Below are 17,663 nucleotides of genomic sequence, written 5' to 3'. Positions count from 1 at the left end.
ATTGCCGATCAAGAAGGTGAGGCGACGGCGAGCACGATCGCGATTATCAGCAAGAGCGGTCCCATCCATTTGAAATGGCTGGGAAGGCGTGCCAGCCAAGTCTGTTGTCCGGTTTGGGGTTGGTTCGGCAGCTGAAAGAACCCGTAGCCGACGCCCGACATCCCTAGACCGGCGCAAAACATTATGAATTCGTCGATGTAAGCTGCGATCATGATTGCCGAACCGCTCCAACCCTAGACAGGAAACCACACCTCGCGCTCACCGACAAGCAGCACTGCAAGAACGGCAGCAATGTTGAAATTGCCGTGGAGCGTCGCAGCCAGGCGCACTGGTCCACCGGCATCAAATCCCTTCGCCGGCAAGTTCTTCCGAAAGCGTGCCGACCTGATCCTGGGCGCTGCGCAGCATCGGATAGATGCTGAGCACGCGCTGCCAGGCTTCCAGCGCCGATTCCTTGTGGCCGGTTACGGCCATGATCTGTGCCAGGCCGGACAGCGCGCCGAAATGGCGCGGCTCGAGCTGCAGCGTGCGGTCGATGTCCGCCATCGATTTCCCAAAATTATTCATCATGAAATGTACGGTGGCGCGCCGGTTCCAGCCTTCCGCATAGGCCGGTTGCAAGGTCACCACCTGGTCGAGGAAGTCGAGCGCCACGTCGAACTTTTTCTCTTCGACCGCCTTTTGCGACCATTGCATCATCAGGTCGATCGAGGCGCTGCCGGATTGCACCCACTCGTTCGAGATGCGCGCGGCGATGCGCTCTGCGGCTTTTTCGTTGCGCTCGCGCTTCAGGTCGACAAACAGCTGGTCGAGCCTTGCCTCCCTGGTCGTGGCAATCGGAGGGGCGACCGTGTCCTCCGCTTGAGCCGGAGGTACGGCGGAGCCGAAAAGAAAAAGCGCCGCGAAGAATGCAAAACGAATCCGCATGGCCGAGAATCTAACCCCGGACGGCAGATCGTCAAACTGAATTTAGCGTGAGAGGGCCGGGAGGCCAGCAATTACATCATGCAAGCGTGGAGGCAGGCCTCCACGCGAAAAGACTCAGCCCTGGCGCGCCTTGTAGCGCGGAGCGGTCTTGTTGATGATGTACACGCGGCCCTTGCGGCGAACCAGCTGGTTGTCGCGGTGACGCGCCTTGAGCGCCTTGAGCGAATTCTTGATCTTCATGGTCTTGCCCGTCGGTCTGGGCCCGCTTGGGCCGAATTATTAAGGCGCGCTCGGAAAGCGCGCCTCTCAACTTGTGCGTGGCTCATAAACGAGGAGCCTTGCCCGTGTCAACCGCAGCATGCTTCATGGTGCGGCGGATTTTGAGTTTCTGCTCTATCGACGGCGTTAGAGCGGCGCCGTCCAATAGCCTCAACGGCGACGGCTCATTCGCGTAAAATGGCCCATCTTGCGGCCAGGACGCGCCTCCGCCTTGCCGTAGAGATGCAGCATCAGATCGGGCTCGGCGAGCAGGGCTGGGACGCGCAAGACGTCGTCGCCGATCAGGTTTTCCATGACGCAGTCGAAATGGCGACCGGGATTTCCCAAGGGCAGGCCGGCGACAGCACGAATATGCTGCTCGAACTGCGAGACGATGCAGGCGGCTTCCGTCCAGTGGCCGGAATTGTGAACACGCGGCGCGATCTCATTGGCCAGCAGCGAGCCGTCGGCAAGGACAAAGAACTCGATGCCGATGACGCCGACATAATCGAGCGCCGCAAGTATTTTTGCCGCGGCTGCCTGCGCCGCAGCGGCGGTTTCGGACCCTATCCTGGCTGGCAAGGTCGAGCTGTGCAGGATGCCGTCGCGGTGGACGTTTTCTGCCGGATCGTAGGCGGCGAGCGAACCGTCTACGCCGCGCGCCGCGATCACCGAAATCTCGCGTTCGAAGGCGACGAAGGATTCGAGGATCAACGGCACGTTGCCCATCGCCTCGCAGGTGCCGGCAAAGCCGCCCGTTTCCATGTTGCGGAAGACACGCTGGCCCTTGCCGTCATAGCCCATGCGCCGCGTCTTCAATATGCCGCTGCCGTCGAACTTTTTCAGCGCCGCCGTCAATTCGTCGTCATTGTCGACGGGACAGAAATCCGCCGTGGGAATGCCGATGCCGTTGAGGAACTTCTTCTCCGCCACCCGGTCCTGCGCCACTTCCAGTGCGCGTGCCGGCGGATAGACCGGGACCGTGACGGCAAGCGCGCTGGCGGCCACGACCGGCACGTTCTCGAACTCGTAGGTGACGACCGCGCTGACTGCAGCCAGTTCGGCGAGCGCGGCCGTATTGTCATAGGCGGCGGTGATCTGCCGGTTGGCGACCTGTGCCGCCGGCCAATCCGGCTGCGGTTCCAGCACGACCGTGCGGTAGCCGAGGCGGGCGGCAGCCATGGCCAGCATGCGGCCGAGCTGGCCGCCGCCGATGATGCCGATGGTCGATCCCGCAGGCAGGCTCATGGCGTGTCCGTGGGCTCGGCGGCGACCTTGGCGGTCTGGGCGGCGCGCCAGGCATCGAGCCGGGCAGCGAGCTTTTCGTCGGTTAGCGCCAGCACGGCCGCAGCCAGAAGCGCGGCATTGATGGCGCCCGCCTTGCCGATGGCCAGCGTGCCGACCGGAATGCCTGCCGGCATCTGCACGATGGAGAGCAGCGAGTCCTGTCCGGAAAGCGCCTTCGATTCCACCGGCACGCCAAAAACGGGGAGCGGCGTCATTGCCGCTGTCATGCCCGGCAAGTGCGCCGCACCGCCGGCGCCGGCGATGATCACCCGAAAACCGGCCGCCTTGGCGCCCTTGGCGAAGTCATAGAGCCGGTCGGGGGTGCGATGGGCCGAGACGATCAGCCGCTTGTGCGGGATGCCCAGCGCCTCCAGCGTTTCGGCGGCGTGGCGCATCGTCGCCCAGTCGGACTGGCTGCCCATGATGATGGCGACGTCGGCGCGTTGATCGTCCAAGCTTCTGCTCCCGGCGGCAAAGGCGCGCATTAGCGGAATTCGGGATCGACGGCAAGGATGCGATGCCTCTGCGTCCATTCGGGCGCATGGCGCCATCGTCACCTAATCCGGCCAGCGCAACGCGCCGGCGGTGTCCTTGCGAGCCGGCTTCATCGCATCCGCCGGGCGGTCGGTTGCGTTCAACACAGCCTGCAGGCGTTCGGCGACGATCTCCGCCTCGCCGGGATGGAGATTGCACGGGTCGAGGAAGAAGTGACCGCGCTCGACCTCGTGGTTGCGCACGATAATAGGAGGCGAGCCTGCCGCCAGCGCCGAGGCAAGGCCGGCGGCGCTGAACCTGCTCTCAGGCGTAACAAAAACCTGCAGGCGGTCGAGCGGATTGCCGGTCGGATCGGGAATGACATGCGCGGCGATGCCGGGCAGGCTCTGCAATGCGTCCTCCCACAGATGCAAGGCCGCATCCTCCCGCTTGCGGATGCCGGCGTGATCGCGACGCTCCCAGGCCTCCAGCGCCGCCATGGTGCCGGCGACGCTTTCCTTGCCGACCTTCATCGCCCGCGCAACGCCACGATTCTGGAGATAGGCGGCTCGCACCAGATCCTTGCGCCCCGTCACGATGCCGCTAGTGGGCCCCGAGAGGAATTTGTGCCCGCTATAGACGACGATGTCGGCGCCGCGTGCGAGAAAGCCGCGCAGGTCGTATTCCGAGGCGGCGTCGACGATCACCGGGACGCCCTTGGCGTGGCAGATCTCGCAGAATTCCTCGAGCGAGAGCATGCCGTATTGCACTGTGTGATGCGCAACGACGTAGAGGCCGGCCGCGGTGCGGTCGCGGATCGCGTCGCGCACATGATAATCCTGCGTCACGCTGACCGTGCCGGCCGGGACGGCCTTGGCCCCGGCAAGCCGGATCGACTGGTCGATCGGCGCGCCGTAATTGACGATGTGGCCGAGCTGGACGATGACCTCCGACTTGAGGCCCTCGGTGTCGTCCGGCAGCCGCTCGATCGCCAGAAGGTTGGTGCCGGTCATCGTGCCGGCAATCGCCATGGTGATGCCGCTGGCGCAGCAAGCGGTGACGAAGCCGGCCTCGCCCCCTGTGAGGCGCGCGACGACCGTGCTTGCGGCGCGTTGCAGATCGTCCATCTCCACCCACTGCGAAGCGATTTCCGACATCGCGGCGATCGCTTCCGGGACGATGATCGAGGCACCGAGCGCCGTCATCGTGCCGGAAACGTTGATGATCGGGCGAAGGCCGAGTCGTTGACGAATTGTCGTGTTGGAGCCGTTTTCGGAATAGGTTTTCATCTCTAGAGGTCCCGTTGGTAGACGTCAGGCGGCGGTCTCGACGACCGCCTCGATTTCGACCGTGATGTTTCCCGGCAAAGAGCCAACACCGATCGCCGAGCGGGCGTGCCCGCCGATACTATCGAAGACTTCGGCGAAAAGATCGGAGCAGCCGTTGACCACCTTCGGATGGTCGCTGAAGGTCGGGATCGCGTTGACGAAACCCAGCAGCTTGACGACGCGCACGATGCGGCCGAGGTCACCCGCTGCGGCATGCATAACGGCAAGCAGGTTCAAGCCGGTGAGACGGGCATGCCCATAGGCCTCCTCCACCGTGACGTCCTCGCCCACCTTGCCGGTGCAAAGCGTGCCATCGGCGCGCAATGGCCCCTGGCCGGAGAGGAAGATCAGCCGTCCGCTTTCGGCGTGGGTGACGAAATTGGCGATCGGCGTCGGCGGCTCGGGCAGCGTCAGGCCCAGTTCGGCGAGCCGGATGTAAGGCGACATGAAAAGGCTCCTTGCGACAGCTTTCGCCGTCCGATGTCAGAAATGCGAGGCGCGGAACCGCGCCAAAAAGCTGCGAAGACGTTCGTTGTCGATCTCCTCGCCCAGAATCTCGGCAGGCGGGCCTGCGGCACTGACGCCGCCATCCGCCATGAAGATGATGCGGCTCGAGGCGTCGCGTGCAAAGGCCATCTCGTGCGTGACCATCACCATGGTCATGCCGTCTTCGGCCAGACTGCGCACGACCTCAAGCACTTCGCCGACGAGTTCCGGATCGAGCGCCGAGGTTATCTCGTCGAGAAGCAGGATTTTTGGCTCCATCGCCACCGCGCGGGCGATGCCGACGCGCTGCTGCTGGCCGCCGGAAAGCTCGGCGGGCAGGCTGTCTGCCTTGTGGGCGAGGCCGACCCGGCCCAGCCAGTGCTCCGCAATCTGGCGGGCTTCGGCGCTGCTTTTGCCGCGCACCTTGCGCAGGCCAAGCATGATGTTGCCGGCCGCCGTCAGATGCGGGAACAGATTGAAACTCTGGAACACCATTCCGGTCTCGGCCCGCATCTTCGCCAGGTCGCGCTCACTGCGGCGCTGGCGTGTTCCCGTCTCGCGGAAGCCAACCTCCTTTCCGTCGATGCGGATGGAGCCGCTATCGTAGCTCTCGAGAAAGTTGACGCAGCGCAGCAGCGTGGTCTTACCACTGCCGGAAGGCCCGATGACAGTCACCACCTCGCCGCGTGTCACCTTTAGGCTGACGGAGCGCAGGACCTCGACGGATCCAAAGGATTTGGAAACGTCGCGGATATCGAGAAGCGCCGGATTGGCGGGCGGGGCGATGGACATCTTGCTATTCCCGGATGAAGGAGAAACGCCGCTCCAGCCGTCGGCTGGCCAGGGAGAGGGCGTAATTGACGGCGAAGTAGATGACTGCGCCGAGGATGTAGAGCGGCATCGCCTCGTAGGTGCGGCCGATGACCTGGTTGATGGCGTGCATCAGGTCGGTGATGCCCAGCAGCGAGACCAGCGCGCTGCCCTTTACCGCATCGGTGACGCCATTGATCCATGGCGGCAGGAAGCGCCTGAACGCTTGCGGAAAGATGACGTAGGCCAGTCGCTGGCGAAAGGTCAGCCCGATCGCCATCGCCGCCTCGGACTGCCCCTTCGGTATGGAACCGACCGCGCCGCGCAGATATTCGATGACCTGGGCCGTCTTGAACAGGGTGAGCGCCAGCACGGCGGCCCAGAAGGACTCCAGATGGATGCCGATGGCAGGCAGGCCGTAATAGACGAAGAAGATGAGCACCAGGATCGGAATGCCGCGTATGGTGTCGCTGAAAATGCGCACCACCCAGCGCAGCGGCGTAGGGCCGTAGACAAGGCCGACGCCCATCATCACGCCGGCGACGAGCGACAACACCACGACAAGCAGCGACACCCACAGTGTCACGGCAAAACCCTGGGCTAGGAAGGGCAAGGCATAGGCGATCTGGCCAAGCATGTTAGTGCGCCGCCCTGAACCGGCGCTCGACAAGCCGAAGCGCATAGAGAAGCGCGTAGCCGGTCAAGAGGTACATCGCCGTCACCACAAGGTAGACCTCGACGATCCGGAAGGTGTTGAAGTTGATCCATTGGGCGCCGTAGGTGAGCTCGGGCACCGAAATGACCGAGGCGACGGACGTGTCCTTGAAGAGCGATATGAACGTGTTGGAAAGCGCGGGCAGCGTTATCCGCAGCATCGTCGGTAGGCGCACATGGAGCAGCCGCTGCCAGGGCGTCAGGCCGATCGCCTTGCCAGCGTCGATCTGTCCGCGCGGCACGGCTTCGAGCCCCGAGCGAAACACCTCGACCAGATACGCGCCGCTATAGAGCGACAGTGTCGCGACAAACGAGGTCTGGGCGCTGTAGGCGAGATCGACCACGGTCGGCAGGCCGTAGAAAACGAGATAGACAAGCAGGATCAGCGGCACGTTGCGGATGAATTCGACATAGGCGGCGATTATGGACCGGACGACGCGCCCGGCCGAGACGTACCAGACCGCCAGAACGAGCCCGATGACGATGCCGATGGCTATGGAGATCACGGCGAGCTCGAGACTGAGCAGCAGGCCGCCCCACAGCTTGTCGAAATGCCGCCAGATCAGGTTGAAATTGAGGGCGTAGCCCATGCGTCTGCCTCAGTGCCGAGGGCCGTCGAGGAGAAGGAGGCGGAAGGGCGCCGATTGCTGCCCTTCCGCCAGCTGCATCAGATGACCGGAAAACCGGGATGCCGGGCCGGCGGCTCCAGCCCGAAATAGTCCTTGAACGCCGCGTCGTAGAGCGCCGTTTCATGACCGAACATTGCCGTCGCGAAGGATGCGTTGACGAAGGTCAGCCAGTCGAGATCGCCTTGCCTCAGCGCCGCGCCGTAAAGCATGCTGAACCAGCTTTTGCCGGCATCGAAGTAGCGGTCCGGGTTGCGTGAGGCGAGCCAGCGCACCGTGGAAAGATCGACGGCGGCCGCGTCGACGCGCTTCGACTCGAGTGCCTGCAGCACGTTGGCCTGGGTGTCTATCTGCATCACCTGCGACTCCGGCAGGACAATGTGCACATTTGCCTCGGCATCGACATTCTGCAGGATGGAAATACGCGTTGCCGAACCGCCGGCAAGCAGCTTGTCGAAGGTCTTGTTCTCGGCGGTCGGAAGGGTCAGCAGAGCGATGCCTTCGACGTAATAGGGCCGCGAGAAGTTGATCAGCTGCGAGCGCTGGGCGGTCATGGTCATGAACTGGATCGAGATGTCGACCTTGTTGGTGGTCACATTCGGAATGCGCTGGGCCGGATCCTGCATGACGAAATCGACCATGGTCGGATCGTCGAAAAGCCCCTTGGCAAGAATGCGCCCCATGGTGATGTCCATGCCGACGAGTTCGCCGGCATCGTTCTCGAAGTGCCAGGGTGCGTTGGTGCTGCCGGTGCCGACGATCAGCTTGCCGCGATCGAGAACAGTACGCAGCAGGCTGTCCGGCGCCGCTTGCGCCGCCGCCTTCTGAACATCGACCGTTGCTGCTGCGCCCATCACTCCGGCCGTTGCAAGCCCGGCCATTTTCAGAAATTCACGTCTTTTGGATGTGTCGTTCACGGCGACCTCCTTCGTGTTGTGTTCCCCTTTGGATGAGCAACATGCGTCGTTGCAATGAACGTGATTGTCCCTTACAAGAGACGCATGTACTCTATACAAGACAGATACTAACATCAGGAGCCGGTAATGCAAGATGGCAATGCCTTGGCAGTTCGACCGGACGCCGGCCTGGACGAAGACAGGGCATCGGGCTCTCGCGAGAAGGGTCTCAACCGGGTGCTCCAGATCCTGGAGTTTCTCCACACGACCCAGCGTGCGATCGGGATTGGCGATCTCGCCAAGGCAGTGAATGCGCCTCGCTCGACGACCTACACGCTTGTGCGCTCGCTGGTCGATGCGGGCCTGCTGGAAATGGCCGGCGACGGCAATCGCGTCTATTTCGGAAAAAAGCTTTACCTCTACGGAATGGACTATGTGCGCGGCAACGACCTGCTCAGGAGAGGGCGGCAGGAGGTCGACAATCTGTCGCGCGAGACAGGCGAGACCTCTGAATTGTGCATGCTGCAAAGCGGCCGCTACACAATCGTCCATTCAAGTCCGGGCACCAGGCCGTTCCGGATCAGCTCGGCCACAGGTCTGCAGATCCCGCTTCCCTGGACCGCTTCGGGGCGGTTGCTTCTCGCCGGTTTCGAAAGGGCCGTGATCGAAGACATGGTGTCCGAAGACGATCTCGTCCTGCCAGACGGCCGCAGATTGCTGCTCGACGACTTCATAGAAGATATCGCCGTGGCTGGCGGTGTCGGCTACTGCGTGACCTCGGGTCTTGTCGACGCCTACACAAAATGCCTTGCCGCGCCGGTCTTTTCAGCGCCCGGCAAGGTCGAGGCGACGATATGCCTGGTGGTTCCCATCGACACTTCCGGAGAAAAGACCGACGATCTCATCGCCATGCTGCGCGAACGCGCTGCGAGGCTTTCGATCACAGGATGAGCAGGTTTGCCGAGTCGCCAAGTGGGAATTCGCTCACGCGATGATGTCGGGGATGATCCGGTCTTCCAGCGCCATCAGCCGGTCTTTCAGGAATAGTTTTTTCTTCTTCATGCGCTGGATCTGCAGCGGGTCGCAGCCCATGGCGATCATCGCGTTGATGGCCGCGTCGAAATCGGCGTGCTCTTGCTTCAGCCGAGAATATTCGAGGCGGATATCGGCCTGTTCCTGTTCGGACATTATCTACCGTCTGCACGTCTGCGGCGCCCAAAAATGGGCCTGATTAGGCGGGGCCGGGGGCTCTCTTGCACCGGCGCGCAGCCAATATCACATTTCACATTGTCGTGGAATGCTACCACGCAGCATTCGACATCGCTGCCCGATGGTGGCACACTGTCATTATGCCGTCACAGAAGCGAGCCTGCGGTGGACACGCCTTGACGGCTGCAATCGAGGAAACCATGAAAGGGAGAACCAATCATGTCTCTTGCATCCCATCTTGATGAGTTGCAGCGGAAACACGGCGACATCGAACGCGAAATCGATGACGCGATGAATCATCCATCAGTGGATGACCTCGAAATCGTGAATCTCAAGCGGCGCAAGCTGGCACTCAAGGACGAGATTGAAAAACTGAAAGCGAAACCGACCACGCATTGACGCTTTTCCTCGAATAGCTGCGCCGGTTTCGGCGCACGAGCATCTTTCCGGTGGCGGCCATGCCGCCGGAGCGCTGCTTCACACGACTCGGAGATGGTTCCGGCCGCCAGCGCCACGGATAAGATGGGCTGTTTGTCTCCTCTCCCGTTATCGATTTGGTAGGTCTGCCTGCCTGTCGCCATTGACAAGCCATCTTTGCTCCTCCACCTCATGCCCGGACCTTCTACAGCGCCGCGCGCCCTTTCGGGCGCGCAAAGGACACTGTATTTTGATTTTTGCGCGTGATCCTTTCCGGAAACCGATTCCGGGATTCGGGGTGATGCGCTAACAAAGGGCAGCCGGCCATGACCGGATATTTTTCCTCTCCCTTCCCGCGCCGCACGTCGGTCGGTGTCGATGTCGGCGGCGTGATGGTCGGCGGGGGTGCCCCTGTCGTCGTTCAGTCGATGACCAACACCGACACCGCCGATGTCGACCAGACAGTCGCTCAAGTTGCGGCGCTGCATCGTGCCGGCTCCGAGATCGTGCGCATCACCGTCGACCGCGACGAGAGCGCTGCCGCCGTGCCCGCCATCCGCGAGCGGCTCGAACGGCTCGGCATCAACGTGCCGCTGGTCGGCGATTTCCACTATATCGGCCACAAGCTGCTCGCCGACCATCCGGCTTGCGCCGAGGCGTTAGCCAAGTACCGCATCAATCCCGGCAATGTCGGCTTCAAGGACAAGAAGGACCGGCAGTTCACTGATATCGTCGAGATGGCGATCCGGCACGACAAGCCGGTGCGCATCGGCGTCAATTGGGGGTCGCTCGACCAGGAGCTTCTGACCCGGCTGATGGACGACAACCAGCGCCAAGGCTTTCCGCTGACCGCGCAGGAAGTGACGCGCGAGGCGATCGTGCAGTCGGCGATCCTTTCGGCCGAAATGGCCGAGGAGATCGGTCTTGGCCGCGAGAAAATCATTCTGTCGGCCAAGGTTAGCGGTGTGCAGGACCTGATCGCCGTTTATACCGAGCTTGCCACCCGCTCCAACCACGCGCTGCATCTTGGCCTCACCGAGGCCGGCATGGGTTCAAAAGGCATCGTCGCCTCGTCCGCAGCGATGGGCATCCTTCTCCAGCAAGGCATTGGCGACACGATCCGCATCTCGCTGACACCGGAGCCGAATGGCGACCGCACCCGGGAGGTGCAGGTATCGCAAGAACTCCTGCAGACCATGGGGTTCCGGCAGTTCGTGCCGATCGTCGCCGCCTGCCCCGGCTGCGGCCGCACGACCTCTACCGTGTTCCAGGAACTCGCCCAGAACATCCAGGCGGATCTGCGCAAGAACATGCCGGTGTGGCGTGAAAAATATCCCGGCGTCGAGAACCTCAAGGTCGCGGTGATGGGCTGCATCGTCAACGGTCCAGGTGAATCCAAGCATGCCGATATCGGCATTTCTCTGCCCGGTACCGGCGAGACGCCGACGGCGCCGGTATTCGTCGACGGCAGGAAGGCGGCGACGCTGCGCGGCCCGTCGATTGCTGCGGACTTCGAGAAAATGGTCGCCGACTATATCGAGCAGCGGTTTGGGCAACTTGGCAAGCCCGCGGCGGAGTAGATCTATGCGGCTCCCTTGGGCGACGCCGGTCTTGCTTGGTGGGTTTGTCTTGCTTTGTGGGCTGGGCTGGGTGACAGCCGTCCAGGCCGATCCGCCGCGCCCCGCCAAACAACGACTGCTCGACCGGGTTTGCAACCTGATCGAGGCTCATGCGGACCAAAACGGCCTGCCCAAGGACTTCTTTGCCCGGTTGATCTGGAAGGAAAGCCGCTTCGATCCCAGTGCGGTCAGCCCGGTCGGCGCCGAAGGCATTGCCCAGTTCATGCCGGGTACAGCCAAGATACGCGGCCTCGCCAATTCCTTCGATATCGAGCAGGCCATCCCGGCCTCGGCAAAATATCTCGCCGAAATGAAAACCGGCTTCGGCAATCTCGGCTTGGCCGCCGCCGCCTACAATGCCGGTGAAAGCCGGGTGTCGCGCTGGCTGAGTTCTGGCGGTTTCCTGCCGATGGAGACCGAAAGCTACGTTCTGGACATCATGGGCGAGCCAGCCGACAGGTTCACCGACACCGCCTATGCCGGCACCATCCGGCCGCTCGACAAGAAAGCGAGCTTCGCGGTCGCCTGCCGCAAGCTGCCGGTCATCAAGTCCCAAACCGTGGCCATGGCGTCGATCAACATCAAGCCGTGGGGCGTGCAGGTGGCCGGCAATTTCCGCCGCGCTGCGGCGCTCAGTCAATGGAATGGTGTGAAGCGCCGGTTTCCGGCCTTGCTTAAGGGCCAAAATCCGGTGGTCAGCCGGGTGCGCTCGCCAATCGGCAGGCGCGGCATCTATGCGGTCCGGATCGGCGCCGACTCCAAAGCCAAGGCCGACAACATTTGCCAGAAACTGCAAAGCGTCGGCGGTGCATGCATTGTGGTGCGGAACCGGTGATGGGTACCGACCGATTTGCCCGACAAACCATCGAAGCTGCGCTTTGACTCCACGAATTCTGCTGCTCCACGGTTCCAACTCCAGGCCTTCCATGACCGACCGTCTCTACAGCGATCCCGACCTCGCCCAGTTCTACGATATCGAGAACGAAGGCGGCGTCGACTTCGACTATTGCGTCGGCTTTGCCAAGGGTGCCGGATCGGTTCTCGACCTCGGCTGCGGCACCGGGCAATTGGCCGCCGCGCTCGCCGATCGGCGTAATGTGACCGGTGTCGATCCGGCGCCGGCGATGCTCGACATCGCGCGCCGCCGAGCCGGCGGGCAGAGGGTCGACTGGGTCGAGGCCGATGCGCGAACCGTCCGGCTCGGACGACGCTTCGATCTGGTTCTTTTGACCGGGCACGCCTTCCAGGTGTTTCTGACGCCGAAAGATCGAGAGGCGGTGCTTGCCACGATCGCTGCTCATCTGGCTCCCGATGGGCGCTTCATCTTCGACACGCGAAATCCAGCCACCGAGGAATGGCTCGAGTGGACGCCGGAAAGGTCCGAACGGGACCTGAGTCATCCCGGATTGAGCACCGTAAGAGCGTGGAACGATTTCCGGCGCGATCCCGCTACCGGTGTCGTCACCTACTCGACCCATTATGAAATCCCCGACAGCGGGCGGGTGCTCAGCGCCGAATCGAAAATAGCCTTCCCGACAAAGGAAAGCCTTGCGGGGATGATGGACCAGAGCGGGCTGGTCGTCGAAGAATGGCTCGGCAACTGGCAGGGCGAGCCGTATGGCCCGGCCTCGCCGGAAATCATCCCGATTGGCCGGTTGCGCTAGCCCGGACGTTGCTTCGCTCTGGGCGTTTTCCCATCTTTTGCGGTGACCGGTTGAGCACGCGGATAATCCGGAGACACCACCGCCCGATTGCGGCGCTGCGCTGACGACGTGCCCACCGATGCAGCTCGTGACCATCGCGCAGGTTTGGCTGTTCTGAACGCATCGCACTCTCCTCACCAGCATTTCGGATGCTGAGGAGGGAATCATATTATGTATCGCAAATACTGATAATTGGTGATAATTTCCGTTCATCTGTGACGAATTGGAATAGATATCATGGACCGACAGGAAACGATGGGTGTGTTCCTGTCAGTTGTCGAGGAAGGCGACTTCTCGGCAGCGGCACGCCGGCTGCGGATGACCCCATCGGCCGTCAGCAAAATCATCGGTCGCCTTGAGTCCCGCCTTGGCGTGCGCTTGTTGCAACGCTCGACGCGGCGCATCAGCTTGACAGCGGAAGGCAGCAGCTATGCCGATAGCGCTCGCCGGATCCTGAACGACATCAAAGAGGCTGAAATCGCGATTCAACCCGGCGCAGAACCTCGCGGCCGGCTGCGCGTCAGTCTTCCGAGCGCCTTCGGCCATCGTTTGATCGTGCCGATGCTACCGACTTTTATCGATCGCTATCCAGCCATTGAGCTCGAGCTGATGTTCACAGATGCGATTATCGACCTGTTGACTGAGGAAACGGATGTCGCCGTGCGGGTTGCCGCCCAGAGCGATTCCAGGCTGGTGATGCGGCGGCTGGCGCCCAATCACCGTGTCATTTGCGCGTCAGCCCAGTATCTCGAAAAACACGGCATACCGATGACGCCGGGCGACCTTCAACATCATACATGCCTCGGCATCACATCACGCGGCGGCCTTAACATCTGGGAATTCGATGGCCCGGACGGTCCGCAAAGCATGCGTATCCGCAGCCCGATAGAGGCCAACAGCACGGAAGCCCTGCGCCGGCTGGCGCTCGCCGGTGTCGGCATCATCCGCATGTCGGAGATATTGGTCGGACCGGATATCAGGATAGGCAGGCTGACCGCACTGCTTACCGGATACAATCATCACGACGGACCGCCAATCTGCGCTGTTTATCCGCCTGGCCGGATACTGTCGCCGCGTGTCCGCGTGTTCGTGGATTTCCTGGCCGAACAGTTCACCAACCCTCCTTGGCTACGCAGCGCGCCACAAGACGTCGGGAATACAGTTTAGAGCAGCGTCAGCTGTTGCGGGTCGCCACGAATGTCGCCGCTTGCTTCAGAAGCGCGGCGGCTTCGCCATAGGGATCGAGCAGCGCGTGGGCCTGGTCGACGAGGCCTTGAAGCTGGTCCTGCGCCCAGTTCGCGCCGTGCAGCGCCACCAGCGTCGCCTTGCCGGCTGCTGCATCCTTGCCGGTCGCCTTGCCCATCTGGTGCGCGTCCGCCGTCAGGTCGAGCAAATCGTCGGCAAGTTGAAAGGCAAGCCCGATCGCCGAGCCGAACTCGGCCAGCCTTTCGCGGTCGACCGGTGGCGCGCCGGCAATGAGTGCGCCCGCCTCGCAGGCGAAGCGGATCAGCGCGCCGGTCTTCATCGCCTGAAGCCGGATGATGCCGGCTTCGTCCGGCCCGATGCGCTCGGCCTCCAGGTCGAGCATTTGGCCACCGACCATGCCGCCGGCTCCCGCGGCGCGGGCCAGCGCCAGCACCAGCGCCGCCCTTCGCTCGGCTGGCAGCATGGTCGCTTCGTCGGCAATGATGTCGAAGGCGAGCGCCAGCAAGGCGTCGCCGGCGAGGATGGCGGTCGCCTCATCGAAGGCCTTGTGCACGGTCGGCTGGCCACGGCGCAAATCGTCATCGTCCATGGCCGGCAGATCGTCATGGATCAGCGAATAGCAATGCACGCATTCGAGCGCCGCCGCCACGCGCAGCGCCGCCTCGCTGTCGGCGGAAAACAGCGCGGCGCTTTCCATCACCAGGAAGGGACGCAGGCGCTTGCCGCCGTTCAGCACGCCATGACGCATCGCCGCCATCAGACGTTGCGGCCGCGCGATCTCGTCTGAAAGCGGGCGGCCGTCGAGGAGACGCCTGAGCAGCGCCTCGATCGGACCTGCGCGCGCGAGAAGCGCTGCCTCGAACGGAATTTGATCGTCTTTCGTCATCGCCGGGACCGGTAGCCGACACTCAGACGTTGCGCAAGAAGCCAAGCGCCATTATGCCGGGGCAGGGAGCAGCATGGATTGGGCGGCTTGGCGGAACCGATCGTCGATCACGAAACCGAAGGGTTGGACATGGTGAGGCCGAAACGCGGCAACCGCATCGGTCTCAAACGCTGGCCCCGGCTCTGGGTCCGGCGCGGCATCACCGTCGCCGTCGTGCTGGCGCTGATGCCGGTGGTGTTGACGTTTCTGTATCTGCCGCCGTTCGTGCATCCGGTGTCGACCCTGATGCTGAAGGATCAGGCGACGTTTTCCGGCTATAACCGGCGCTGGGTCTCGATCGACGATGTGGCGCCGGCGCTGGCGAATTCGGTCATCATGTCGGAGGACGGGCAGTTCTGTTTCCATCGCGGCATCGACCTTGGCGAGTTGAGGGGCGTCGTCGACGACGCGCTGGCCGGCGAGATGACGCGCGGCGCATCGACCATCACCATGCAGACCGTGAAGAATCTCTATCTGTGGTCGCGGCCGCTGGGCTCGGTCCGGAAAGTCGTCGAGCTGCCGCTGTCTGTCTATTTTGACATGGTGATGTCGAAACGGCGCATCATGGAAATCTATCTCAATATCGCCGAATGGGGGCCGGGCATCTATGGCATCGAGGCCGCCGCCCAGCACCATTTCGGGGTTTCGGCAAAACGATTGTCGCGTCGCCAGGCGGCACTGCTTGCCGTCACCTTGCCGAACCCGATCGCGCGCAACCCGGCGAAGCCCGGACCGGGGCTGAGGCGGCTGGCTGCGCTGATCGAGCGGCGCGCAGGCCGGTCCGGCGCCTATGTCGGCTGCCTGCGATAGCTTAAAAAAATTCGCGACGGCGCTGGCCAAAACGGCGCAGGGCGTGTATAGGCCACCCGACTTTCTCAGATTCCGGCCCTGACGCGGCCCTTTCACGAGGGCAGCCGGGGCGTTTTGACCATGTAGTGGAGCATATCCATGGCCGTACCGAAACGAAAAACCTCTCCGTCGAAGCGCGGCATGCGCCGTTCGGCCGACGCATTGAAGGCCCCGACCTATGTCGAGGACAAGAATTCCGGCGAGATGCGCCGCCCGCACCATATCGACCTGAAGACCGGCATGTATCGCGGTCGCCAGGTTCTGGAGCCGAAGGAAAGCTGAGACAGTTTTCGACGGGTTGTGACTACCGAAGGACCGGCCATTGCGCCGGTCTTTTGCATTTTGGCGCTGAGGATCGCTCACCGAACCAATTTCAGCCATCCAGCAACCGTTTAGGATGTCAGCCGGGCCGGCTGACATTGTTATTTCGCACCGTCTTTGTCCGTGTTCGCGGTCGCATACGAAAATTCTTGACGGCGAACGCCGGGCGCATACTACAGAGGGCAGTCCAACCGGAGCCGCCTGATGTTCGGTGCCATCCCGCTGCTGATCGTGCCCTTCGTCCTCTATAATCTCGGGCTTCTGGGAATATTCGGCGGTGGCGACGACCCCTGGGCAAGCGAACTGGTCTCGATCCGCATGATGTCGGGCGGGGTGTTCTCGCTGACGCTCGGCGATCTGATCGTGCTGATCGGGCTAATCCTCTTCTTCGTCGAAATCGTGAAATCGACGCGCACGACGAGCGCCTCGATCATGGACCACCTGCTGTCGACCTTCGTCTTCGTGGCGTTCCTGGTCGAGTTCCTGCTGGTGAAGGGCGCGGCGCACTCGGTTTTCTTCACGCTGATGGTCATCGCGCTGGTCGACGTTCTGGCCGGCTTCTCGGTGTCGATGCGAGCGGCCACCCGTGACATAAACATGAACTAGACGCCGGGCCTCAGCCTGGTCGGCGGTGAAGCCAGCCGCCTCGATGCCGGCGATGGCCGCCGCTTCATCATTGTCCGACGCATCGCCGGAAATGCCGACAGCGCCGATGACGGCGCCATGCGCAACGAACCACCCTATTTTTTCTTGGCGCGCGCCGGCTTCTTCACCGGAGCAGCCGGCGCATTGGCGAGGTCTTCGGCTTCCTTGGCGAGGCGCAGCGCCCGCAGTTTGTTGGTCTTAATCTGGCGGGCGTCGCTCTCGGCGACATATTCCGCCATCGCCTTCTGACGAACAGTGGCTGCCTCTTCCTGCTTTTTGAAACGCAAATCGGCCCGCGCGCGGGCAGTATCCTTAGAGTTCTCAACCAAGGGCTTTTCCAATCCCGTAAATTATAGTTTTCAATGCCTTTAATAGCAGAGCCGGCCTGCGATGGGGAAAAATAAGTTGGTCAGGCGCGGGGATCGCACCCGGTGCCCGACGCCTTTCGGGCGACAACCGCCTCGTATCCAGCCTGCAAGGTCGCACGCACGGTGGCGTCCGGCGGCGTGTCGGAGGGTGTGCCCAGATGTTCGTGGCGCAGCTCGTCCATGAACTTCTCCCACATAGGCGGGCCGCCCTTTTCCAGCAGCTCGGCGCGGATCGAGAGTTCCTCGCTGACCGGCAGCCAGACGCGACCCCAGGCGCCGAGATGCGCCAAGATCGGCACCAGCGTTATCGCCATTTCGGTCAGGCTGTAGATCGCCTTCTGCTTGTGGGTGGGATCGTCGGCCCTCGTCAGCATGCCAAGCTCCATCAGCCGCTTCAGCCGATCGGCGAGGATGTTGGAAGCGATGCGTTCCAGCGATCCGTTGAGCAGTTCGCGAAAGTGGCGTTTGCCGCCGAAAATCATATCGCGAAGGATGATCAGGCTCCACCGGTCGCCAAACACTTCAAGCGACAGGTTGATCGGGCAGCCAGACCGGCGATCGATGCTCATGCGATTCTCCGAAAGAAACCGGTTGC

General features: G+C 62.5%; 24 protein-coding genes and 1 pseudogene. 9 read left to right on the top strand and 16 right to left on the bottom strand.

What is annotated here, in order from left to right:
• Window positions 1-8: 8 nt before the first annotated feature.
• The 11 genes from RPG13_RS03325 to RPG13_RS03275 form a co-directional block, all read right to left on the bottom strand.
• On the bottom strand, window positions 9-212 hold the full coding sequence (locus tag RPG13_RS03325) for a hypothetical protein (RefSeq protein WP_292221478.1): 204 nt from the start codon (window positions 210-212) through the stop codon (window positions 9-11).
• Between the two features lie 130 nt (window positions 213-342).
• Window positions 343-927, bottom strand: a complete 585-nt coding sequence (locus RPG13_RS03320; RefSeq protein ID WP_095487320.1) for a tetratricopeptide repeat protein — start codon at window positions 925-927, stop codon at window positions 343-345.
• Window positions 928-1,041: 114 nt separating this feature from the next.
• Entirely contained in the window at window positions 1,042-1,167 is a 126-nt protein-coding gene (gene ykgO, locus RPG13_RS03315) for a type B 50S ribosomal protein L36 (protein WP_006327841.1), read from the bottom strand.
• Window positions 1,168-1,356: 189 nt separating this feature from the next.
• Window positions 1,357-2,433: a 5-(carboxyamino)imidazole ribonucleotide synthase gene (locus tag RPG13_RS03310; protein ID WP_337124380.1), complete on the bottom strand. Its 1,077-nt coding sequence runs from the start codon at window positions 2,431-2,433 to the stop codon at window positions 1,357-1,359.
• The gene (gene purE, locus RPG13_RS03305) at window positions 2,430-2,927 is read right to left on the bottom strand and encodes a 5-(carboxyamino)imidazole ribonucleotide mutase (RefSeq protein ID WP_126104578.1); all 498 of its coding nucleotides are present in this window, start codon (window positions 2,925-2,927) and stop codon (window positions 2,430-2,432) included. The genes RPG13_RS03310 and purE overlap by 4 nt, the downstream gene beginning before the upstream one ends.
• A gap of 102 nt (window positions 2,928-3,029) precedes the next feature.
• Window positions 3,030-4,235 carry an aminotransferase class V-fold PLP-dependent enzyme gene (locus RPG13_RS03300; RefSeq protein WP_126104579.1) on the bottom strand — a complete coding sequence of 402 codons (1,206 nt, stop codon included), beginning with the start codon at window positions 4,233-4,235 and terminating at the stop codon, window positions 3,030-3,032.
• 24 nt (window positions 4,236-4,259) lie between these two features.
• Window positions 4,260-4,721 (bottom strand): RidA family protein, encoded by a 462-nt coding sequence (locus RPG13_RS03295; protein WP_127288410.1) that lies wholly within the window; start codon window positions 4,719-4,721, stop codon window positions 4,260-4,262.
• Between the two features lie 36 nt (window positions 4,722-4,757).
• Window positions 4,758-5,552: an amino acid ABC transporter ATP-binding protein gene (locus RPG13_RS03290; RefSeq protein WP_127288411.1), complete on the bottom strand. Its 795-nt coding sequence runs from the start codon at window positions 5,550-5,552 to the stop codon at window positions 4,758-4,760.
• Between the two features lie 4 nt (window positions 5,553-5,556).
• A complete protein-coding gene (locus RPG13_RS03285; RefSeq protein WP_095487310.1) occupies window positions 5,557-6,207 on the bottom strand; it encodes an amino acid ABC transporter permease in 651 nt (216 codons plus the stop codon).
• A 1-nt stretch (window position 6,208) separates the two neighbouring features.
• Entirely contained in the window at window positions 6,209-6,874 is a 666-nt protein-coding gene (locus RPG13_RS03280) for an amino acid ABC transporter permease (RefSeq protein WP_095487308.1), read from the bottom strand.
• Window positions 6,875-6,951: 77 nt separating this feature from the next.
• The gene (locus RPG13_RS03275; protein WP_126104582.1) at window positions 6,952-7,827 is read right to left on the bottom strand and encodes a transporter substrate-binding domain-containing protein; all 876 of its coding nucleotides are present in this window, start codon (window positions 7,825-7,827) and stop codon (window positions 6,952-6,954) included.
• A 126-nt stretch (window positions 7,828-7,953) separates the two neighbouring features.
• Between RPG13_RS03275 and RPG13_RS03270 the strand changes: the two genes are divergently transcribed.
• Complete coding sequence (locus RPG13_RS03270; RefSeq protein WP_095487304.1) at window positions 7,954-8,757, top strand: IclR family transcriptional regulator; 804 nt, start codon at window positions 7,954-7,956, stop codon at window positions 8,755-8,757.
• A gap of 33 nt (window positions 8,758-8,790) precedes the next feature.
• Here the strand turns inward: RPG13_RS03270 and RPG13_RS03265 are convergent, their stop codons facing one another.
• Window positions 8,791-8,994, bottom strand: a complete 204-nt coding sequence (locus tag RPG13_RS03265) for a YdcH family protein (RefSeq protein ID WP_023797035.1) — start codon at window positions 8,992-8,994, stop codon at window positions 8,791-8,793.
• A 240-nt stretch (window positions 8,995-9,234) separates the two neighbouring features.
• On the opposite strand from RPG13_RS03265, the gene RPG13_RS03260 reads away from it, so the two are divergent.
• The 5 genes from RPG13_RS03260 (at window position 9,235) to RPG13_RS03240 (ending at window position 13,921) form a co-directional block, all read left to right on the top strand.
• Window positions 9,235-9,414: a YdcH family protein gene (locus tag RPG13_RS03260; RefSeq protein WP_095487303.1), complete on the top strand. Its 180-nt coding sequence runs from the start codon at window positions 9,235-9,237 to the stop codon at window positions 9,412-9,414.
• A gap of 344 nt (window positions 9,415-9,758) precedes the next feature.
• On the top strand, window positions 9,759-11,012 hold the full coding sequence (gene ispG / locus RPG13_RS03255) for a flavodoxin-dependent (E)-4-hydroxy-3-methylbut-2-enyl-diphosphate synthase (protein ID WP_337124378.1): 1,254 nt from the start codon (window positions 9,759-9,761) through the stop codon (window positions 11,010-11,012).
• Between the two features lie 4 nt (window positions 11,013-11,016).
• The gene (locus tag RPG13_RS03250) at window positions 11,017-11,886 is read left to right on the top strand and encodes a lytic transglycosylase domain-containing protein (protein ID WP_095487299.1); all 870 of its coding nucleotides are present in this window, start codon (window positions 11,017-11,019) and stop codon (window positions 11,884-11,886) included.
• Window positions 11,887-11,977: 91 nt separating this feature from the next.
• Window positions 11,978-12,715 carry a class I SAM-dependent methyltransferase gene (locus RPG13_RS03245; protein WP_095487297.1) on the top strand — a complete coding sequence of 246 codons (738 nt, stop codon included), beginning with the start codon at window positions 11,978-11,980 and terminating at the stop codon, window positions 12,713-12,715.
• Between the two features lie 276 nt (window positions 12,716-12,991).
• The gene (locus RPG13_RS03240) at window positions 12,992-13,921 is read left to right on the top strand and encodes a LysR family transcriptional regulator (protein ID WP_292622579.1); all 930 of its coding nucleotides are present in this window, start codon (window positions 12,992-12,994) and stop codon (window positions 13,919-13,921) included.
• 7 nt (window positions 13,922-13,928) lie between these two features.
• On the opposite strand, the gene RPG13_RS03235 is transcribed toward RPG13_RS03240, so the two are convergent.
• Window positions 13,929-14,846: a polyprenyl synthetase family protein gene (locus tag RPG13_RS03235; RefSeq protein ID WP_337124377.1), complete on the bottom strand. Its 918-nt coding sequence runs from the start codon at window positions 14,844-14,846 to the stop codon at window positions 13,929-13,931.
• Between the two features lie 78 nt (window positions 14,847-14,924).
• Here RPG13_RS03235 and RPG13_RS03230 point away from each other — a divergent pair, with 78 nt between their 5' ends.
• The 3 genes from RPG13_RS03230 (at window position 14,925) to RPG13_RS03220 (ending at window position 16,661) form a co-directional block, all read left to right on the top strand.
• Window positions 14,925-15,695: a biosynthetic peptidoglycan transglycosylase gene (locus RPG13_RS03230; protein WP_337124376.1), complete on the top strand. Its 771-nt coding sequence runs from the start codon at window positions 14,925-14,927 to the stop codon at window positions 15,693-15,695.
• Window positions 15,696-15,833: 138 nt separating this feature from the next.
• The gene (gene rpmF / locus RPG13_RS03225) at window positions 15,834-16,016 is read left to right on the top strand and encodes a 50S ribosomal protein L32 (protein ID WP_006203806.1); all 183 of its coding nucleotides are present in this window, start codon (window positions 15,834-15,836) and stop codon (window positions 16,014-16,016) included.
• 243 nt (window positions 16,017-16,259) lie between these two features.
• Window positions 16,260-16,661 carry a hypothetical protein gene (locus RPG13_RS03220; RefSeq protein WP_095487289.1) on the top strand — a complete coding sequence of 134 codons (402 nt, stop codon included), beginning with the start codon at window positions 16,260-16,262 and terminating at the stop codon, window positions 16,659-16,661.
• A gap of 18 nt (window positions 16,662-16,679) precedes the next feature.
• Here RPG13_RS03220 and RPG13_RS03215 read toward each other — a convergent pair.
• The 3 genes and pseudogenes from RPG13_RS03215 to RPG13_RS03205 form a co-directional block, all read right to left on the bottom strand.
• A pseudogene (locus tag RPG13_RS03215) lies at window positions 16,680-16,772 on the bottom strand (heme-binding protein); the annotation flags it as partial.
• 23 nt (window positions 16,773-16,795) lie between these two features.
• On the bottom strand, window positions 16,796-17,029 hold the full coding sequence (locus tag RPG13_RS03210; protein ID WP_029348749.1) for a hypothetical protein: 234 nt from the start codon (window positions 17,027-17,029) through the stop codon (window positions 16,796-16,798).
• 80 nt (window positions 17,030-17,109) lie between these two features.
• Complete coding sequence (locus tag RPG13_RS03205) at window positions 17,110-17,637, bottom strand: winged helix-turn-helix transcriptional regulator (protein ID WP_337124375.1); 528 nt, start codon at window positions 17,635-17,637, stop codon at window positions 17,110-17,112.
• Between the last annotated feature and the right edge of the window lie 26 nt (window positions 17,638-17,663).

Origin of the sequence: Mesorhizobium sp. ISC15 (assembly GCF_037162615.1) — a bacterium.
Taxonomy (GTDB): Bacteria; Pseudomonadota; Alphaproteobacteria; order Rhizobiales; family Rhizobiaceae; genus Mesorhizobium; species Mesorhizobium mediterraneum.
This window is presented reverse-complemented; position numbering and strand designations above follow the sequence as displayed.